The organism is Pseudomonas sp. MS646 (genome assembly GCF_036693845.1).
GTDB classification, from domain to species: domain Bacteria; phylum Pseudomonadota; class Gammaproteobacteria; order Pseudomonadales; family Pseudomonadaceae; genus Aquipseudomonas; species Aquipseudomonas chlororaphis_E.
Window position 1 is genome coordinate 1,258,569 of record NZ_CP144763.1, and the last position, 17,089, is coordinate 1,275,657.

18 protein-coding genes are annotated in these 17,089 nt (G+C 62.6%); 12 read left to right on the top strand and 6 right to left on the bottom strand.

All coding sequences use genetic code 11. The features are described 5' to 3' along the window. The first annotated feature begins 158 nt into the window (after positions 1-158). Complete coding sequence (locus tag V3H56_RS05380; RefSeq protein WP_047737052.1) at positions 159-1,178, top strand: alpha/beta hydrolase; 1,020 nt, start codon at positions 159-161, stop codon at positions 1,176-1,178. Between the two features lie 182 nt (positions 1,179-1,360). On the opposite strand, the gene V3H56_RS05385 is transcribed toward V3H56_RS05380, so the two are convergent. Beyond that, positions 1,361-2,242, bottom strand: coding sequence for a LysR substrate-binding domain-containing protein (locus V3H56_RS05385; protein ID WP_338474283.1), 882 nt, complete (start codon positions 2,240-2,242; stop codon positions 1,361-1,363). A gap of 109 nt (positions 2,243-2,351) precedes the next feature. Between V3H56_RS05385 and V3H56_RS05390 the strand changes: the two genes are divergently transcribed. Beyond that, complete coding sequence (locus V3H56_RS05390) at positions 2,352-3,977, top strand: 5-guanidino-2-oxopentanoate decarboxylase (protein WP_338474771.1); 1,626 nt, start codon at positions 2,352-2,354, stop codon at positions 3,975-3,977. A gap of 140 nt (positions 3,978-4,117) precedes the next feature. On the opposite strand, the gene V3H56_RS05395 is transcribed toward V3H56_RS05390, so the two are convergent. Then, a complete protein-coding gene (locus V3H56_RS05395) occupies positions 4,118-5,047 on the bottom strand; it encodes an AraC family transcriptional regulator (RefSeq protein ID WP_042732268.1) in 930 nt (309 codons plus the stop codon). Positions 5,048-5,375: 328 nt separating this feature from the next. On the opposite strand from V3H56_RS05395, the gene V3H56_RS05400 reads away from it, so the two are divergent. Then, a complete protein-coding gene (locus V3H56_RS05400; protein WP_338474284.1) occupies positions 5,376-5,726 on the top strand; it encodes a putative quinol monooxygenase in 351 nt (116 codons plus the stop codon). 42 nt (positions 5,727-5,768) lie between these two features. Further along, the gene (locus tag V3H56_RS05405; protein ID WP_042732269.1) at positions 5,769-6,011 is read left to right on the top strand and encodes a hypothetical protein; all 243 of its coding nucleotides are present in this window, start codon (positions 5,769-5,771) and stop codon (positions 6,009-6,011) included. Positions 6,012-6,056: 45 nt separating this feature from the next. On the opposite strand, the gene V3H56_RS05410 is transcribed toward V3H56_RS05405, so the two are convergent. Further along, positions 6,057-6,677: a flavin reductase family protein gene (locus tag V3H56_RS05410; RefSeq protein WP_047737046.1), complete on the bottom strand. Its 621-nt coding sequence runs from the start codon at positions 6,675-6,677 to the stop codon at positions 6,057-6,059. Between the two features lie 132 nt (positions 6,678-6,809). After that, a complete protein-coding gene (locus V3H56_RS05415) occupies positions 6,810-7,127 on the bottom strand; it encodes a hypothetical protein (protein WP_338474285.1) in 318 nt (105 codons plus the stop codon). A 342-nt stretch (positions 7,128-7,469) separates the two neighbouring features. On the opposite strand from V3H56_RS05415, the gene V3H56_RS05420 reads away from it, so the two are divergent. Then, positions 7,470-8,228 carry a hypothetical protein gene (locus V3H56_RS05420; RefSeq protein WP_338474286.1) on the top strand — a complete coding sequence of 253 codons (759 nt, stop codon included), beginning with the start codon at positions 7,470-7,472 and terminating at the stop codon, positions 8,226-8,228. 121 nt (positions 8,229-8,349) lie between these two features. Here V3H56_RS05420 and V3H56_RS05425 read toward each other — a convergent pair whose 3' ends face one another. Together V3H56_RS05425 and V3H56_RS05430 are read right to left on the bottom strand one after the other, a co-directional pair. Continuing rightward, a complete protein-coding gene (locus V3H56_RS05425) occupies positions 8,350-9,669 on the bottom strand; it encodes an MFS transporter (RefSeq protein WP_042729831.1) in 1,320 nt (439 codons plus the stop codon). Positions 9,670-9,959: 290 nt separating this feature from the next. Continuing rightward, positions 9,960-10,856, bottom strand: a complete 897-nt coding sequence (locus V3H56_RS05430) for a LysR substrate-binding domain-containing protein (RefSeq protein WP_042729832.1) — start codon at positions 10,854-10,856, stop codon at positions 9,960-9,962. A 107-nt stretch (positions 10,857-10,963) separates the two neighbouring features. Here V3H56_RS05430 and V3H56_RS05435 point away from each other — a divergent pair, with 107 nt between their 5' ends. The 7 genes from V3H56_RS05435 (at position 10,964) to V3H56_RS05465 (ending at position 17,055) form a co-directional block, all read left to right on the top strand. Then, a complete protein-coding gene (locus V3H56_RS05435) occupies positions 10,964-12,076 on the top strand; it encodes an S-(hydroxymethyl)glutathione dehydrogenase/class III alcohol dehydrogenase (protein ID WP_047737042.1) in 1,113 nt (370 codons plus the stop codon). Positions 12,077-12,169: 93 nt separating this feature from the next. After that, entirely contained in the window at positions 12,170-13,015 is an 846-nt protein-coding gene (gene fghA / locus V3H56_RS05440) for an S-formylglutathione hydrolase (RefSeq protein WP_338474287.1), read from the top strand. Positions 13,016-13,058: 43 nt separating this feature from the next. After that, complete coding sequence (gene ispF / locus V3H56_RS05445) at positions 13,059-13,532, top strand: 2-C-methyl-D-erythritol 2,4-cyclodiphosphate synthase (RefSeq protein ID WP_042729835.1); 474 nt, start codon at positions 13,059-13,061, stop codon at positions 13,530-13,532. After that, positions 13,529-14,587 (top strand): tRNA pseudouridine(13) synthase TruD, encoded by a 1,059-nt coding sequence (gene truD, locus V3H56_RS05450; protein ID WP_338474288.1) that lies wholly within the window; start codon positions 13,529-13,531, stop codon positions 14,585-14,587. Before ispF ends, truD begins: the two co-directional genes overlap by 4 nt. Continuing rightward, the gene (gene surE / locus V3H56_RS05455) at positions 14,575-15,324 is read left to right on the top strand and encodes a 5'/3'-nucleotidase SurE (RefSeq protein WP_042729837.1); all 750 of its coding nucleotides are present in this window, start codon (positions 14,575-14,577) and stop codon (positions 15,322-15,324) included. Before truD ends, surE begins: the two co-directional genes overlap by 13 nt. A gap of 38 nt (positions 15,325-15,362) precedes the next feature. After that, positions 15,363-15,998, top strand: a complete 636-nt coding sequence (locus V3H56_RS05460) for a protein-L-isoaspartate(D-aspartate) O-methyltransferase (protein ID WP_161796107.1) — start codon at positions 15,363-15,365, stop codon at positions 15,996-15,998. A 211-nt stretch (positions 15,999-16,209) separates the two neighbouring features. Then, positions 16,210-17,055, top strand: a complete 846-nt coding sequence (locus V3H56_RS05465; RefSeq protein WP_042729838.1) for a peptidoglycan DD-metalloendopeptidase family protein — start codon at positions 16,210-16,212, stop codon at positions 17,053-17,055. Positions 17,056-17,089: the final 34 nt, after the last annotated feature.

Sequence of the window (17,089 nt, forward strand, 5' to 3'; positions counted from 1 at the left end):
GCTGCGCCGCCCAGCGGGAGCAAGCTCCCTCGCCACGGTGTTCGGTTGCAACACCACTCGGCAATCTTCATCAAACTGTCACGCAACTGTGGCAGCGCGCTTGAACAAACTTCATCAGACTCGCGCTCTACTGGGGTTCTGCGTTTTGGTGTTTCTTCATGCGTGTATTCATTTTCCTGGCCGCCTTGTTGTGCGGCCTGCCGTCGATTGCGGCTTCTCGTTGTGATGTGAATGTGCCGACCCAACGGGTCGATCTGGATCAGGTCAGCGTGGCGTACCAGAGCGTGGGCCGCCCCTCCGATCCTGCGCTGTTGCTGGTGATGGGGCTGGGTGGGCAATTGATCCACTGGCCGGACGAAGTGGTGGTGGCACTGTGCGAACAGGGTTTCCGGGTGATTCGCTACGACAACCGGGACGTCGGCCTGTCCACCTGGCGCCAGGCGCCCGGCAGCGCCAACCTGGCCTTTGAAGCGCTGCGCTATAAACTCGGCTTGCCCGTGGCATCGCCCTATACCTTGACCGACATGGCCGAGGATGGCCTGGGCTTGATGGATGCCTTGCAGGTGCAGCGTTTTCATGTGTTGGGCGTGAGCATGGGCGGGATGATCGCCCAGCACATGGCTGCCATGGCTCCGCAGCGGGTCGAAAGCCTGACGCTGATCATGACCAGTTCCGGCGCCGAAGGCCTGCCGGCACCCAGCGCGGCATTGGTCCAGCTGTTGTCGCGGCGCAGCGCGCCGAATCGCGAAGTGGCGCTGGAGCAACAGGCCGACCTGCTGGCCGCCTTGGGCAGCCCCATGGTGGTCGACGATCGGCAGGCGCTGCTGCACCAGGCCGCGGTGGCTTATGACCGGGCCTTCAACCCCGAAGGCGTGCAGCGCCAGATCATGGCGATCCTGGCGGAGCCCAGCCGCGTGGCGTTGCTCAATCAACTGCGGGTGCCAACCCTGGTCGTCCACGGCACCGCCGACCCGTTGCTGCCGGTGATGCATGGCGTGCACCTGGCCGCACACATCCAGGGTAGCCAATTGAAGCTGATCCCAGGCCTGGCCCATCGTTTCCAGGAGGCGTTCAAGGCGCCATTGCTGGGCGCGGTGCTGCCTTACCTGCAACAGCATCGTGACGATACGTCGCACTGGGCGCAGATCGAACCGGTGCAGGCGCCGAATGTGCTTTGACAAGCATGCAGTTTTCTCAAGTTTCGTAGAACCTGTGGCGAGGGGATTTATCCCCGTTGGGCTGCGTAGCAGCCCCATCTTGCCGACTCAATTTACCTGACACGGCGAGCGGCACTCTTAGGGGCTGCTGCGCAGCCCAACGGGGATAAATCCCCTCGCCACAAAGGCCTACGGCTGTAGGCTCATCGCGCCTTGGCCTGCGCCACCAGCCATTCCATCAAGGCCTGCAACGGCGCCGGCACCTGGGGCTTGCGCGGGAACACCAGGTGATAACCCAACCCGGTTCCGACCTTCAGTTCGAACGGCATCACCAACCTTCCGGCGCTCAGGTCGTCGCCGATCAACGACCAGTCGCCAATCGCCACGCCGGTGCCTTGTGAGGCCATGGACATCGCCAGGTCGAGGGTTTCGAAGTGCTGGCCCTTGGCGGCGCTGCCCAGGTGCACCCCGGCGGCGTCCAGCCAGGTGGTCCAGTCGCGCCCGTCGGGGGTGGGGTGCAGCAACAGATGTTGTTGCAAGTCGTCGGGCGAGTGCAGCGGCACGGGGCCGTCGAGGAGCGGGCGCGAGCAGACCGGCGTCAGTTGTTCATCGAACAGGTGCAGGCTGGCCAGCGAGGCATCCGGTGGCGGGCCATAGACCACGGCGGCGTCGAAGGCCTCGCGCTGGAAATCCACGCCGTGCTTGACCGTGGTGGTCAGCTCCACCGGCACATCCGGCCGCGCCTTCTGCCATTGCAGCAGGCGCGGCAACAACCAGCGCAGCACGCACGTCGGGGCCTTGAGTTGCAGGGCCCGGTGCTTGTCACCGATCTGCTCCACCGCCTCGCCGATCAGGTTGAACACCTGCTGCACCCGCGGCAGCCACGCCGCGCCTTGCGTCGTCAGGCTCAAGCCCCGGGCCTGGCGCTGGAACAACGCATAGCCTAGATGAGCCTCCAGCCCGGCGATCTGCCGGCTCACCGCGCCCTGGGTGATGTGCAACTGTTCGGCGGCCCGGGTGAAGTTGCAGCACTGGGCGGTGACCAGGAAGGTGTGCAGGGCCGGAAGCGGCGGAAGGCGTTTCATCGGTGCGAGCCATGACGTGAGGACATGGCGAGTATGACTTTTTATCGATTGTTGCCGCCATGGCCTGACCGTTCAATGACGCCATTCCAAGAGAAAAAGGGCAGTGGCGATGGCAACGTGCGGCGAAGTGTTGGTCAAGTTACTCGAAGGCTATGGCGTGGAGCAGGTGTTCGGCATTCCTGGCGTACACACCGTCGAGTTGTATCGCGGGCTGGCCCGTTCAAGCATTCGCCATGTGACGCCGCGCCATGAACAGGGCGCAGGTTTCATGGCCGACGGTTATGCGCGGGTCAGCGGCCAGCCTGGCGTGTGTTTCATCATCACCGGCCCCGGCATGACCAACATCACCACCGCCATGGGCCAGGCCTACGCCGATTCGATCCCGATGCTGGTGATCTCCAGCGTGCAGTCGCGCAGCCAGTTGGGGGGCGGGCGGGGCAAGTTGCATGAGTTGCCGAACCAGGCGGCGCTGGTGAGTGGCGTCGCGGCGTTTTCCCACACGCTGCTGTCCGTCGCCGAGTTGCCCGGCGTGTTGGCGCGGGCGTTCGCGGTGTTCCAGGCCGGGCGCCCGCGGCCGGTGCACATCGAAATCCCGCTGGACGTGCTGGTCGAAAACGCCGACGCCTTGCTGGACAGTGTACCGGTGAACGTCAGCCGCGCCGGGGCCGCACCGGCTGCAGTGCAACAGATGGCGGCGATGCTGGCCACGGCCCGCCGGCCACTGATTCTGGCCGGTGGCGGCGCCATCGAGGCTGGCGCCGAAGTGACCGCGTTGGCCGAACGCCTGGGGGCGCCGGTGGCCTTGACCATCAACGCCAAGGGCTTGTTGCCGTCCCGTCACCCGTTGCTGATCGGCTCGACCCAGAGCCTGGTCGCCACCCGCGCGTTGGTCGCCGAGGCAGATGTGGTGTTGGCCATCGGCACCGAACTGGCCGAAACCGACTATGACGTCACCTTCGCCGGTGGTTTCGAGATCCCTGGCGCGCTGCTGCGGATCGACATCGACCCGGACCAGACCGTGCGTAATTATCCCCCTCGGCTGGCGCTGGTGGCCGATGCCCGCAGCGCCGCCGCAGCCTTGTGCGATGCCTTGGACCGGCCACCCGTGGCCGAGCGTTGCGAGGACTGGGGCGCGGCGCGGGTCACCCGGTTGCGGGCCGACCTTGCGAACCATTGGGACGCGGCGACCCGAGCCCAGACGGTTTTCCTCGACAGCGTCTTGCAGGCCCTGCCGGACGCGGTCTTCGTCGGCGATTCGACCCAACCGGTGTACACCGGCAACCTGACCTTCAACCCCGAACAGCCGCGCCGCTGGTTCAACTCGTCCACCGGCTACGGCACCCTGGGCTATGCGCTGCCGGCGGCCATCGGCGCCTGGCTCGGCGGCAAGGACCACGGCCGTCCGCCGGTGGTGTGCCTGATCGGCGACGGCGGGTTGCAGTTCACCCTGCCGGAATTGGCCAGCGCCGTGGAAGCGCGCGTGCCGGTGATCGTGCTGCTGTGGAATAACCAGGGTTACGAAGAGATCAAGAAGTACATGCTCAACCGCGCCATCGAGCCGGTGGGCGTGGACATTTACACCCCCGATTTCATTAGCGTGGCCAAGGCTCTGGGCTGCTTTGCCCAGGCTGTGGAGAATACGGCGTCACTGCGCGCGGCGCTGCTTACGGCTCGGGAGCGGCAGGGGCCGACGCTGATCGAGATTGACCAGGAGGTTTGGACATCGAAGTGCTGAGGTGTTTTTTACTGGCCCTTTCGCGAGCAAGCCCGCTCCCACATTGATCGCTGGTGAACAGACATTCTGGTTCACTGGCATTCCTTGTGGGAGCGAGCTTGCTCGCGATGGGACCGGCCCAGTCAACGCAACACCGCCGGTCAAACCGTCAACCGCAACCGCGCCAGATCCCGCAACGGCGGCGCGCCAAACAGTCGGCTGTACTCGCGGCTGAACTGCGAAGGGCTTTCATAGCCCACCCGATAGCCCGCGGCGGAGGCTTCCAAGCCTTCGGCCAGCATCAGCCGCCGGGCTTCTTGCAGGCGCAGTTGCTTCTGGTATTGCAGCGGGCTCATCGCCGTCATGGCCTTGAACCGGTGGTGCAGGGTCGAGACGCTGAGGTTCACTTCCCGGGCCAGTTCGTCGATGCGCAGCGGTTGTTCGAAGTGGCGGTTGAGCCATTTGATCGCCTGGCTGATGCGATGGCTCTGACTGTTGGCGATGGCGATTTCGTACAGGCGATACCCCTGTGGACTGCGCAGCAGGCGATACAGGATCTCCCGGCGCACCAATGGCGCGAGCATGGCGATGTCTTTCGGGCTGTCCAGCAATCGGGTCAGGCGCAAGACGGCATCCAGCATTGGCGTGTCCAGGCGCTCGACATACAGGCCGCGTCCGGCCGGGCGGGTCGGCACGCCCAAGGGGCCTGCGTCGGCGATCAGCGCGGTGATTTCCGCCGGGTCGATGTCCAGGCGCAGTGCCAGGATCGGGTGCTCGGGCGACACGTTGGCGATGCAACCGCTCAATGGCATCGACACCGACACCACCAGGTAATGCAGCGGGTCGTAGTTGAACTGTTCGTCTGCCAGGCGCACCTGTTTGCTGCCCTGGGCCATGATGCACAGCGCCGGTTGCGCCAGCACGGGGGCAAACTCGTTGGGTTGGCTATGGCGCGACAGGTTCAGCGAGGCGATCGCCGTCGCGTAGGTGCCGTCCTCGCAGGTATTGCGCTGGATGATCGACGCCAGTTCGGCGCGCTGTTGTTCCAGGTACGTGTCCAGCGGGACGTGGGCGTGATCGAGTGGCGTCATGCCGGAATCCTCGGGAAATAGAGAGCGGTGGGCAAAAGCTTATGTTTGTGCAAGCCGCAGCGGTAGCCACATCCTGTTGAAAGCTTGCCTGATCCTGCACGGCGTGACAGGGGGCGGCCGGGCCATGCTGGCGAAACTTGCTTGAAACCTTTTGTTTCAAGTTCTCCGGATTCAGTCGACGACTCGGCGAATTTTGTAACGCTCTGGCGCAGGATTGTGCAATGGGTCGGCAGGAATCGACTAACGAGGCTGGTGCCGTGGCGCTTAACCTTTGATCCTGTCGCAGCCTGTCACCGGCTGCACCACGGATGACCTGGGAGGGTTGAACATGACGACACAGATCCCCGTCAGTCACATGGTTTTCGTGCGGGCCCGCAGCGGTTGCTCCAAGCAACTGGGGGCACGCCTGAGCACACTGGTCGCGCCCTCGCGCCAGTCCCCTGGTTGCCTGCACTTTGCGTTGCAGCAATCGCAATGCGACGCCGACTTGTGGCTGGTGTCGGGGCTGTGGACCCATCAGCAGGTGATGGAGGCCTACTTCAATTCCCCGGCCATGGCGATTTTTTCCGCATTGGTACAGGACTTGGTGGTCAGCAGCCTGGATTTCCACACCTTTCGCGAAGTGTCCGCCGCCCAGGCGACTGAAGGCTGCCTGGCGGTACACAAACTGGCCGGTTGAAGGTTTAATGACGGTTATTTTTCATCGCCAGGAAGCTTGAGCATGGCACGTAAAGCCTTTGAAACCTTTGAAGCTGTTTCCGCCGTCATGCCCCGGGAAGGGGGCGGCTATTTCGCGGCCATCGCCACCAAAGCCCTCGGTGGCTCGGGGGCGCCGCGTTTCAACAAGGTGCTTGAAGAGCAATCCTTCGACACCGCCGCCAAGGCCGATGAAGCGGCCGCCGTGGAACTGACCCGCCTGCAGGATGTGGATGAAGAGGGTGGGCTGGTGTGGCGAGTTGACTGATCATCGACACAGAGCGCCCTCGCCAAGGGTCGAATCGCTATTGCCTTACGTCGGGCGATGCATCTTGAACAGCGCCTCGGGGCCCAGCTGGAAATAGTCTGCCGGGCCGCCGCCGCGCAAGATCGGCTCGGCGGCAGCAGTGTCGTAGATCCCGTCCTTCAACAGCCATTTGGCGATGTGCACGGCAACCACTTCACCCAGGATCAGCCAGCTCGGCACCAATGTCTGGTCCGCCCGTTGCAGTTGAATGATCTGGGTGACCTTGCATTCGAAGGACACCGGGCTTTCAGCCACCCGCGGCACCTGGATCACCCGTGAGGCCGCGGGGGTCAAGCCTGCCAGTTCGAACTCGTCGACCTCAGGCGCGACCATCGCGCAGCTCTGGTTCATCTGCTCAGCCAGCGGGCGCGTGGCCAGGTTCCAGGCGAACTCGCCGGTCTGTTCAATGTTGTTCAGGCTGTCTTTGCGACCGACGCTGGAAAAACCAATGATCGGTGGGATGTAGTTGAAGGCGTTGAAGAAACTGTAGGGCGCCAGATTCAGGCGGCCCTCGGCATCCTGCGAAGAAATCCAGCCGATGGGGCGTGGGCCGACGATGGCGTTGAACGGGTCGTGGGGCAGGCCGTGGCCGTGGGCAGGTTCGTAGAAGTGGATCTCATCGGGCATGACAGCGTGTTCCTGGAAGGCATGGGTCGGCGACTCATAGTGCAAGGCCCGGCCTTTTAATTCCAGATGGATGAACGCAGAAAAATCGCAGCCTCCGGCATTGCCGAAGGCTGCGATCCTGTTTCCCGACCCTCAACCGATGGCTTCGGCGGTGCCAGTCTTGTCAAAACCGTCGGCCGCGATGGCGTCGGCGGTGCCGGTCTTGTCGAAACCGTCAGCCGCGATGGCGTCGGCGGTGCCGGTCTTGTCGAAGCCGTCAGCGGCGATGGCGTTGGCAGTGCCGGTCTTGTCGAAACCGTCGGCGGCGTAGCTGCCCGAGTGGCTGCGTTCGATGGCGGCGCTGGCACCGGCGCCGAAGGCGGCCGATCCGGTCTTTTCATAGCCGTCCGCGGCGAAGGTGTTGGCGGCCAGTACGGACAGGGTCAGGGCGAGCATCAGTTTGGTTTTCATGTCGGTTACTCCAGAGTCGTTGGCGATGTGTCTTGCATGGGTTAAATGCTACGCCAAATAAGTTGATTGAAAAGTTCAAAATAATGCTAAAAAAGATCGATTAAGTAGATGTTAAGAGCGGCGCATTTCAATCGCTCTCGTCGTCGGAGCGAACGTCGCGCAGGTCATCGATCAAGTGAGGTCAGGGTGAAGGGCGGGCATTAACGTGCGATTAATCGCTGATTTCCCGTGAGTGACAGATTTTTCATACATTCCCAACCTGTTTTTCACCGCCACAACGCCAGTCTGCCGTACGGCCAGAAGTACAAGAGCCGGCCGCCACACACTGGAGCGTTCCCCGCGATGAATAAATTGCCCCAAATCACCCTGGCCTTCTGGGTCATGAAAATCTGCGCGACCACCCTGGGGGAAACCGCCGGGGACCTGCTGTCGATGACCCTTAACGTCGGTTACGCCATCAGCTCGCTGATCCTGATCAGCGTGTTCGTCCTGACACTGGTCACGCAGCTCATGGCCAAGACCTACAAGCCCTTGCTGTACTGGATTGTCATCTTGTCCACCAGCACCGCGGGCACCACCATGTCCGATTTCATGGACCGCACCCTCGAACTGGGCTACGCCACCGGGTCGCTGATCCTGATTGCGATTCTGCTGGCGATCTTCGCCGCCTGGCGCCTGAGCGGTGATTCGCTCAACGTCACCAAGGTGCAGACCTTCCGCGGCGAGATGTTCTATTGGATGGCGATTCTGTTTTCCAACACCTTGGGCACGGCGCTCGGCGATTACCTGGCGGACGATTCGGGCCTGGGCTTTGGCGGCGGTGCGTTGTTGATCGGCTCGGCCATCGCCGTGGTCGTACTGCTCAAGTACCTCACCCGGATTTCCACGGTGGTGTTGTTCTGGATCGCCTTCGTACTGACGCGCCCCCTGGGTGCGACGCTGGGCGACTTGATGACCAAGTCCCATGAAAAAGGTGGCCTGGATTTCGGCACCATCGGCTCGTCGGCGGTGCTGGCAGGCATCTTGGTGGTGATGATCGCCGGGGCGGCGTATGCGCAGAATCGCTATGGCAACCGGGAGCGTGCAGCGCAGGTGAGCTAAACCGAGTCGTTCCCTTCGCAAGCAAGCCCGCTCCCACAGGTTCGGCGTAAATCCTGTGGGAGCGGGCTTGCTCGCGAAAGGGCCCTTGCAATCACCAGAGCAGTGACTGCCAAAACACCTGTCAGTCAGTCACGATCCGCGAATGCTTGCGGGTGTCTTTCATGGTGATGTACACCAGCAGCGAGACTGCGATGCAGCCCGTCACGTACCAGTAGTAGCCGGTTTCCATGCCGATGCTCTTGAACCACAGTGCGATGTACTCGGCGGTGCCGCCGAAGATCGACACGGTCAGTGCGTAGGGCAGGCCGACACCCAGGGCGCGGATTTCGGTGGGGAACAGTTCGGCTTTCACCACGGCGTTGATGGAGGTGTAGCCGCTGACGATGATCAGCGCCGCCATGATCAGGAAGAACGCGCCCCACCAGGTCTGGATGGTGTGCAGGGTGGTGAGGATCGGCACGGTGCACAACGTGCCCAGGATACCGAAGGCGATCAGGATCGGCCGGCGTCCGACCTTGTCCGACAGGCCGCCGATCAGCGGTTGCAGGCACATGAACAGGAACAGAGTGGCGGCGGAAATGGTGGTGGAGTCGGAGATGCTCATGCCGACGGTGTTCACCAGGTATTTCTGCATGTAGGTGGTGTAGGTGTAGAACGCCAGCGTACCGCCCATGGTCAGGCCGACCACGGTCATCAGTTCCTTGGGGTGGCGCAGCAAGGTGCGCATGGCGCTTTCCTTGGACTTTTCCTTCTTGGTGAACGACTCGGTTTCTTCCATGCCGCGTCGCAGGTACAGCGCGACGATCGCACACAGGGCGCCGATGGCGAACGGAATGCGCCAGCCCCAAGCGTACAGCTGTTCGCTGGTGAGGAATTGTTGCAGCACGATCAGCACGCCCAGGGCGATGAGCTGGCCGGAGATCAGGGTCACGTACTGGAAGCTGGAGAAGAAGCCGCGACGTTCCTTGGTCGCCATCTCGCTCAGGTAGGTAGCCGAGGTGCCGTACTCGCCACCCACCGACAGGCCCTGGAGCAGACGGGCGAACACCAGGAGGATCGGGGCGCCGACGCCGATGGTTTCATAGCCGGGGCTCAGGGCGATGATCAGCGAGCCGAAGCACATCAGGTAGACCGAGGCCATCAGCGCCCGCTTGCGGCCGGCGCGGTCAGCGTAGAGGCCCATCAACCAGCCGCCGATCGGGCGCATCAGGAAGCCCACGGCGAAAATCGCAGCGGTGTTGAGCAACTGGGCGGTGGTGTCGCCCTTGGGGAAGAAGACTTTGGCGAAGTACAACGAGAACGCGGCGTAGACGTACCAGTCATACCACTCGACCATGTTGCCGACCGAGCCGCTGAAAATCGATTTGATCCGGCTGGCGGTGGTTCTTTCACGGGCGGGCGCAGCAGCCGACCCAAGGGGCAGGGCGTTGGAGTTATCCATTGAAGGATCCTTCATTTAATTGTTGTTGTGGAGCGCGTGTGAACGCAGCCTGCCAGGGCTATAGCAGGAGCTGTGCCACGTAGCTCAGGGCCGTTCTAGAGGGGGTTGCTGCGTTGGATGAGCGGAAATCCGCTTATTTGCGGTGGGCGGTGAGCGAAAATTCGCTCATTGGGGCTGTTCGCGAGCAAGCTCGCTCACACAGGGGGGAGTGGTGTGGGCGCTGGTTTTTCGGTTGGCCCGGATCAATGGGGGAGCGGGCTTGCTCGCGAAAGCGGCACCCCGATATCCAACTAACCCCGATACTCCGGCCGCTCGGCCAACCCTTCCTTAAGGAAATCCACCAGCTTGCGCACTTTCGGCGACAGGTGCCGCTGTTGCGGGTACAGCGCCCAGACGGCGGTGTTGGGCGGTTGATGGGCTTGCAGCAGCGAGATCAGCGCACCGCTGTGCAAGTGCTCCAGCACGTAATAGTCCGGCAGTTGGCACAAGCCCATGCCTTGCAAGGCTGCGTCCAGTACCGCTTGCCCACTGTTGCAGCGCCAGTTGCCCTGCACCCGCTGGGAAAATTCCCGCCCGTTCTGTTCCAGTTGCCAGATGTCGGAGCTGCCCACCAGGCAGTTGTGCCGGCTCAATTCCGACAGGCTATGGGGGCGGCCATAGCGTTCCACGTAGGACGGCGACGCGCACAAGTACATCCGGCGCGGTGCGAGACGAGTGGCCACCAGGCGAGAGTCCTGCAGGCGACCCAGGCGAATCGCCAGGTCCAGGCCCTCGTGAACCAGATCGAGGGGCCGGTTGCTCAACTCGATGTCCACCCGCAGTTGCGGGTAAAGGCTCATGAAACGGGTCACCAGCGGCACGATAAAGCGCTCGCCGTAGGCCACGGCGCAGGTCATGCGCAGCATGCCCTTGGGTTCGCTGGTGAGATCGCCCACCGCCCGAAGTGCTTCTTCACGCCCATCCTGAAGACGCTGGCAATGGTGCAGGAAGGTTTGTCCAGCCTCGGTGAGGGTGACCCGGCGGGTACTGCGGTAGAGCAGTCGCGTCTGAAGACGCTCTTCAAGCCGTACGATTTGCCTGCTGATGTGGGAGGACGACACCCCCAGGCGTTCGGCCGCCGCCGTGAACTGGCTGCACTCGGCCACGGCGACGAACTCGTCGATCCCTTCCCAGCGGTTCTCGGACATGAAGGATTATCCCTGTACGGCAATAATGTTTTGCTTTTGGCTGGATTATTCATCGTCCGGTGGCGGATTACACTCCCCGTCTTGTTTTTATTTGCTGGAGAACCCGAATGATCAAGTCACGCGCTGCCGTTGCCTTCGAGGCCAAGAAACCCCTGGAAATCGTTGAAGTCGACGTTGCCATGCCCAAGACGGGCGAAGTGCTGTTGCGCGTCGTGGCTTCCGGTGTCTGCCACACCGACGCCTACACCCTGTCGGGTGCCGACCCGGAAGGAATCTTCCCGGCGATCCTCGGCCACGAAGGCGGCGCCATCGTCGAAGCCGTTGGCGAGGGCGTGACCTCGGTGGCGGTGGGCGATCACGTGATCCCGCTGTACACGCCGGAATGCGGCCAGTGCAAATTCTGCAAGTCGGGCAAGACCAACCTCTGCCAGGCGATTCGCGCGACTCAGGGTAAAGGCCTGATGCCGGACGGCACTTCGCGTTTCTCCTACAAAGGCGAGACCATTTTCCACTACATGGGCACCTCGACGTTTTCCGAGTACACCGTGCTGCCGGAAATCTCCGTGGCCAAGATCGCCAAGGACGCCCCGCTGGAAAAAGTCTGCCTGCTGGGCTGCGGCGTGACCACCGGCATCGGCGCGGTACTCAACACCGCCAAGGTCAAACCGGGCGATACCGTGGCGATCTTCGGCCTGGGTGGCATCGGCCTGTCCGCGGTGATCGGTGCGGTGAAAGCCAAGGCGGCGCGGATCATCGCCATCGACATCAACCCGGCCAAGTTCGAGATCGCCAGGCAACTGGGCGCCACCGATTGCGTCAACCCGAAGGATTTCGACCGTCCGATCCAGGAAGTCATCGTCGACATGACCGACGGCGGCGTGGACTTTTCCTTCGAGTGCATCGGCAATGTCCAGTTGATGCGTGCCGCACTGGAATGCTGCCACAAGGGTTGGGGCGAGTCGGTGATCATCGGCGTGGCCGGGGCCGGGCAGGAAATCGCCACCCGTCCGTTCCAACTGGTGACGGGGCGCGTCTGGCGCGGTTCGGCCTTTGGCGGCGTGCGCGGTCGCAGCGAACTGCCAAGCTACGTGGAAATGGCCGAGAAGGGTGAAATCCCGCTGGATACCTTCATTACCCACACGATGGGCCTGGAAGATATCAACAAGGCGTTCGACCTGATGCATGAAGGCAAGAGCATCCGCACCGTCATTCATTTTTAAGAGCAGCGGCAAGCACCAAGCGGCAAGCTGCAAGTCAAGCGCGTGCGTTTTTCTTGCAGCTTGAAGCTTGCTGTTTGTAGCTGAGGTGAAGCTATGAACCTCGAAAATCTCTCCTGCCAGAAAAGCTTCGGCGGCTGGCACAAGCGTTACCGGCACCGATCCGACGTGCTCGGCTGTGACATGGTGTTTGCCGTGTACCTGCCACCCCAGGCCGAGCAAGGCGCGAAGCTGCCGGTGCTGTACTGGCTGTCCGGGCTGACCTGCACCGACGAGAACTTCATGCAAAAGGCCGGCGCCCAGCGCATGGCCGCCGAACTGGGGCTGATCATCGTGGCCCCGGACACCAGTCCCCGTGGCGCCGATGTGCCGGGTGACCCGGACGGCGCCTGGGATTTTGGCCTGGGCGCGGGGTTTTATCTGAATGCCACGCAGGATCCTTGGGCGCGGCACTATCGGATGCATGACTACGTGGTGCAGGAATTGCCGGCACTCATCGAGGCGCATTTCCCGGCGTCGGATCAACGTGGCATCAGCGGGCACTCCATGGGCGGTCATGGTGCGCTGGTCTGCGCGCTGCGCAACCCCGGGCGTTACCGTTCGGTGTCGGCCTTTTCCCCGATCAACAACCCGATGGATTGCCCCTGGGGTCAGAAGGCCTTCTCCCGTTACCTGGGGGAAGACCGCTCGAAATGGCGTGAATGGGACGCCTGCGCGTTGATCGCCGAGGCGGATGAGAAGCTGCCACTGCTGGTGGATCAGGGCGATCGCGATGATTTCCTCGCCAACCAGCTCAAGCCCGAAGCCCTGCAACAGGCTGCCAAGGCCGCCGCTCACCCGCTGACGCTGCGGCTGCAACCGGGCTACGACCACAGCTACTTTTTCATCGCCAGTTTCATTGACGACCACTTGCAGCATCATGCGCGCGCTCTGAACGCCTAATGCAGGTAGAATCACGCCCTGACAGAAATCAGGGCGTTTTTTTATGCGTATTGGCCACGGCTACGATGTTCACCGTTTCGCTGAAGGCGACTTCATTACCCTGGGCGGCGTGCGTATTGCGCACGGCTTCGGGCTGCTCGCGCATTCCGACGGTGATGTCCTGCTGCACGCCCTGAGCGATGCATTGCTCGGTGCGGCAGCCCTGGGTGACATCGGCAGGCATTTCCCCGACACCGATCCCCAGTTCAAGGGCGCCGACAGCCGCGTGCTGCTGCGTCACGTGGTCGCGCTGATCCACGCCAAGGGCTGGAAAGTCGGCAATGTCGATAACACCATCGTCGCCCAGGCGCCGAAAATGGCGCCGCATATCGAGTCGATGCGCCAGTTGATTGCCGAGGACCTCCAAGTTGAGCTGGACCAAGTGAACGTGAAAGCCACCACCACCGAAAAACTCGGTTTCGTCGGGCGCGAAGAAGGCATTGCGGTCCATAGCGTCGCCTTGTTGCTGCGCTCATGACCGAATTGGAACTGTTGGGGCCACGGGCCTATGGCGAGTCGCTGGGCAGTGCGGTGCTCAAGGCCACGGCGGAGGATTTCCAGGTTGATGAGGTGCTCGACATTCCGTTGACCGGCGACGGCGAGCACCTATGGATCTGGGTGGAAAAACGCGGCTTGAACACTGAAGAGGCCGCCCGGCGAATCGCCAAGGCTGCCGGCGTGCCGTTGCGCACCGTCAGCTACGCCGGGCTCAAGGACCGCCAGGCCCTGACCCGCCAGTGGTTCAGCGTGCAGTTGCCGGGCAAGGCCGATCCGGACCTGTCGGCGGCCGAGAACGACACGTTGAAAGTCCTCAAGACGGGACGCCACAAGCGCAAGCTGCAACGCGGCGCGCATTCGGCCAATGGCTTCACCCTGCGCCTGACCCAATTGCAGGGCGATCGGGCGGCCATCGATGCGCGCCTGCAACAGATTGCCCAGCAGGGTATCCCCAACTATTTTGGTGCCCAGCGGTTTGGCCATGACGGCGGCAATGTCGTCGATGCCCGAGCCTGGGCCGCGCGCAAGGCCTTGCCGGAGCAGCGCAATGTACGTTCGCGGCTGTTGTCCGCGGCGCGCAGTTACCTGTTCAACCAAGTGCTGGCAGCCCGGGTGGCCGACGGCACCTGGCAGCACGCTCAGGTCGGCGATTTGCTGGCGTTCACCGACAGTCGCAGCTTTTTCCCGGCCGGTGAGGCCGAGTGCAGCGACCCGCGCCTGGCCATCCTCGACCTGCACCCCACCGGCCCGCAGTGGGGCGAAGGCCCTTCGCCGGCCGCGGGGGCGACCCATGCGCTGGAACAGGCCGTTGCCGAGCGCGAGGCGGATCTGCGCGATTGGTTGATAAACGCACGAATGAGTCACGAACGTCGCATCCTGCGACTGCCCATTGGCGGGCTGTCGTGGCATTATCCCTCGCCTGACATTCTGCAACTGGAATTCGTCCTGCCGGCCGGATGCTTCGCCACTGTCTTGGTGCGCGAACTCGTCGATCTGGTGCCGGTAGGGCAGACGGACAGCCCATGCGTATTCTGATTTCTAACGACGACGGGGTGACAGCACCCGGTCTTGCCGCGCTTTATGCTGCGCTGGCGGATTTTGCCGAGTGCGTGGTGATCGCCCCGGACCAGGACAAAAGCGGCGCCAGCAGCTCGCTGACGCTCGACCGTCCGTTGCATCCCTGCTACCTGGATAACGGTTTCATCAGCCTCAACGGCACGCCGACCGATTGCGTGCACCTGGGCCTCAACGGCTTGCTGGAACGCGAGCCGGACATGGTAGTGTCGGGCATCAACCTGGGCGCCAACCTGGGGGATGACGTGCTGTATTCCGGCACGGTCGCCGCCGCCCTGGAAGGTCGTTTCCTGGGCAACACGTCGTTTGCCTTTTCGTTCGTTTCACGGCAAGTCGACAACCTGCCGACCGCCGCCTATTTCGCCCGCAAGCTGGTCGAGGCCCATGGCGCGCTGGACCTGCCGCCGCGCACGGTGCTGAACGTGAACATTCCGAACCTGCCGCTCGACCACATCCGTGGCATCCAGCTCACGCGCCTGGGCCATCGAGCCCGCGCCGCCAGCCCCATGCACGTGGTCGACCCGCGCGGCAAGGCCGGCTACTGGATCGCCGCCGCCGGTGACGCCGAGGATGGCGGGCCGGGCACTGACTTCCATGCAGTGATGCAAGGTTATGTCTCGATCACGCCGCTGCAGCTCGACCGGACCTTCAACGAGGCCTTTCGAAGCCTCGATGGCTGGCTGGAGGGGCTGCATTGATGCGTGAGCAAGACGATATGTTGCGTCGCGGCATCGGCATGACGTCCCAGCGCACCCGGGAGCGACTGATCCAGCGGCTGTACGAAGAAGGCTTGTCCAATGCCCAGGTGCTGGAGGTGATCCGGCGTACTCCACGGCATTTGTTCGTCGACGAGGCCCTGGCCCATCGCGCCTATGAAGACACGGCGTTGCCGATCGGCCATAACCAGACCATTTCCCAGCCTTATATGGTGGCCCGCATGAGCGAGTTGCTGCTGGAGGCCGGGCCGCTGGACAAGGTACTGGAGATCGGCACCGGTTCGGGTTACCAGACCGCGGTGTTGTCGCAGTTGGTGGAGCGGGTGTTCTCCGTCGAGCGGATCAAGGTGCTGCAAGACCGTGCCAAGGAACGCCTGGTCGAGCTGAATCTGCGCAACGTGGTGTTTCGTTGGGGCGATGGCTGGGAAGGCTGGCCGGCCCTGGCGCCGTACAACGGCATCATCGTGACCGCCGTGGCCACTGACGTTCCCCAGGCTTTGCTGGACCAACTCGCCCCTGGCGGGCGGCTGGTGATTCCAGTGGGAGCGGGGGAGGTCCAGCAACTGATGCTGATCGTGCGCGAAGAACATGGCTTCTCACGCCACGTGCTGGGCGCGGTGCGATTCGTGCCGTTACTCAACGGGCCATTGGCCTGAGCATTTATAAACAGACGCTGAATTCCTCGGCTGCGGTTGTGTCTTACAGCGGCAGCGATGGATTGAACGGCTTTCAACGGCGTCGAGCAAACGTGTGCGGAGACGCATCGCGCTTCATTAATAGAAGCGTGGTCGCGGCCAGCTATATTTGTATGACGTTTGCCTGGTCGGGCAGGCGTCGATTTTTCAGCCACCACAAAGGGAGCGGCGGGTGAGTCTCACAGTCATTGCGCAGCGTATGGGTATCACGAGCTTTCAGCGCCTGGTGACTGGCCTTGTCTTGAGTGTTTTGCTGGTCGGTTGTTCCAGTACGCCGTCAGGCAACGTGCGGGTGGTCGATCGCAACAATGCAACGCCCCAGCGTCCTACCGTCACCACCGGCCAGTATGTAGTCCGTCGCGGCGATACGCTGTTTTCCATCGCTTTTCGCTATGGCTGGGACTACAAGGCCCTCGCGGCACGCAACAACATTCCTGCGCCTTATACGATTCACCCCGGTCAGACGATTCGCTTCGATGGACGCAGCGGTTCAACGCCAACCGCCGTCGTGACACAGTCGGGATCGACGCCGTCGTCCTCGAGCAAAACCACGGTGATTCGCCGTCCGGCGGGCAACGAAACGGCCACGGTACCGTCCGTCGCGAGTAAACCTGCACCCGCGCCAATGCCTCCCGCAGGCCCCGCCCCGACAGGCTGGGGGTGGCCTTCTAATGGCGTTCTTATTGGAAAATTCTCTTCAAACGGTAGTTTGAATAAAGGAATTGATATCGCCGGGGATTTGGGACAGCCTGTTTTAGCTGCGTCTGATGGCACGGTTGTGTACGCCGGGAGTGGTTTGAGGGGCTACGGCGAACTCGTCATCATCAAGCACAGCGATACCTACGTCAGTGCCTACGGTCACAACCGCAGGCTGTTGGTTCGGGAGGGGCAGCAGGTCAAGGTCGGGCAGACAATTGCCGAGATGGGATCGACGGGAACAGACCGGGTGAAACTGCATTTTGAGATTCGCCGCCAAGGTAAGCCAGTCGATCCGCTGCAATTCCTGCCACGTCGTTGATGTGCTTGTCAGCCTGTTCCGTCACGTAGAGGGA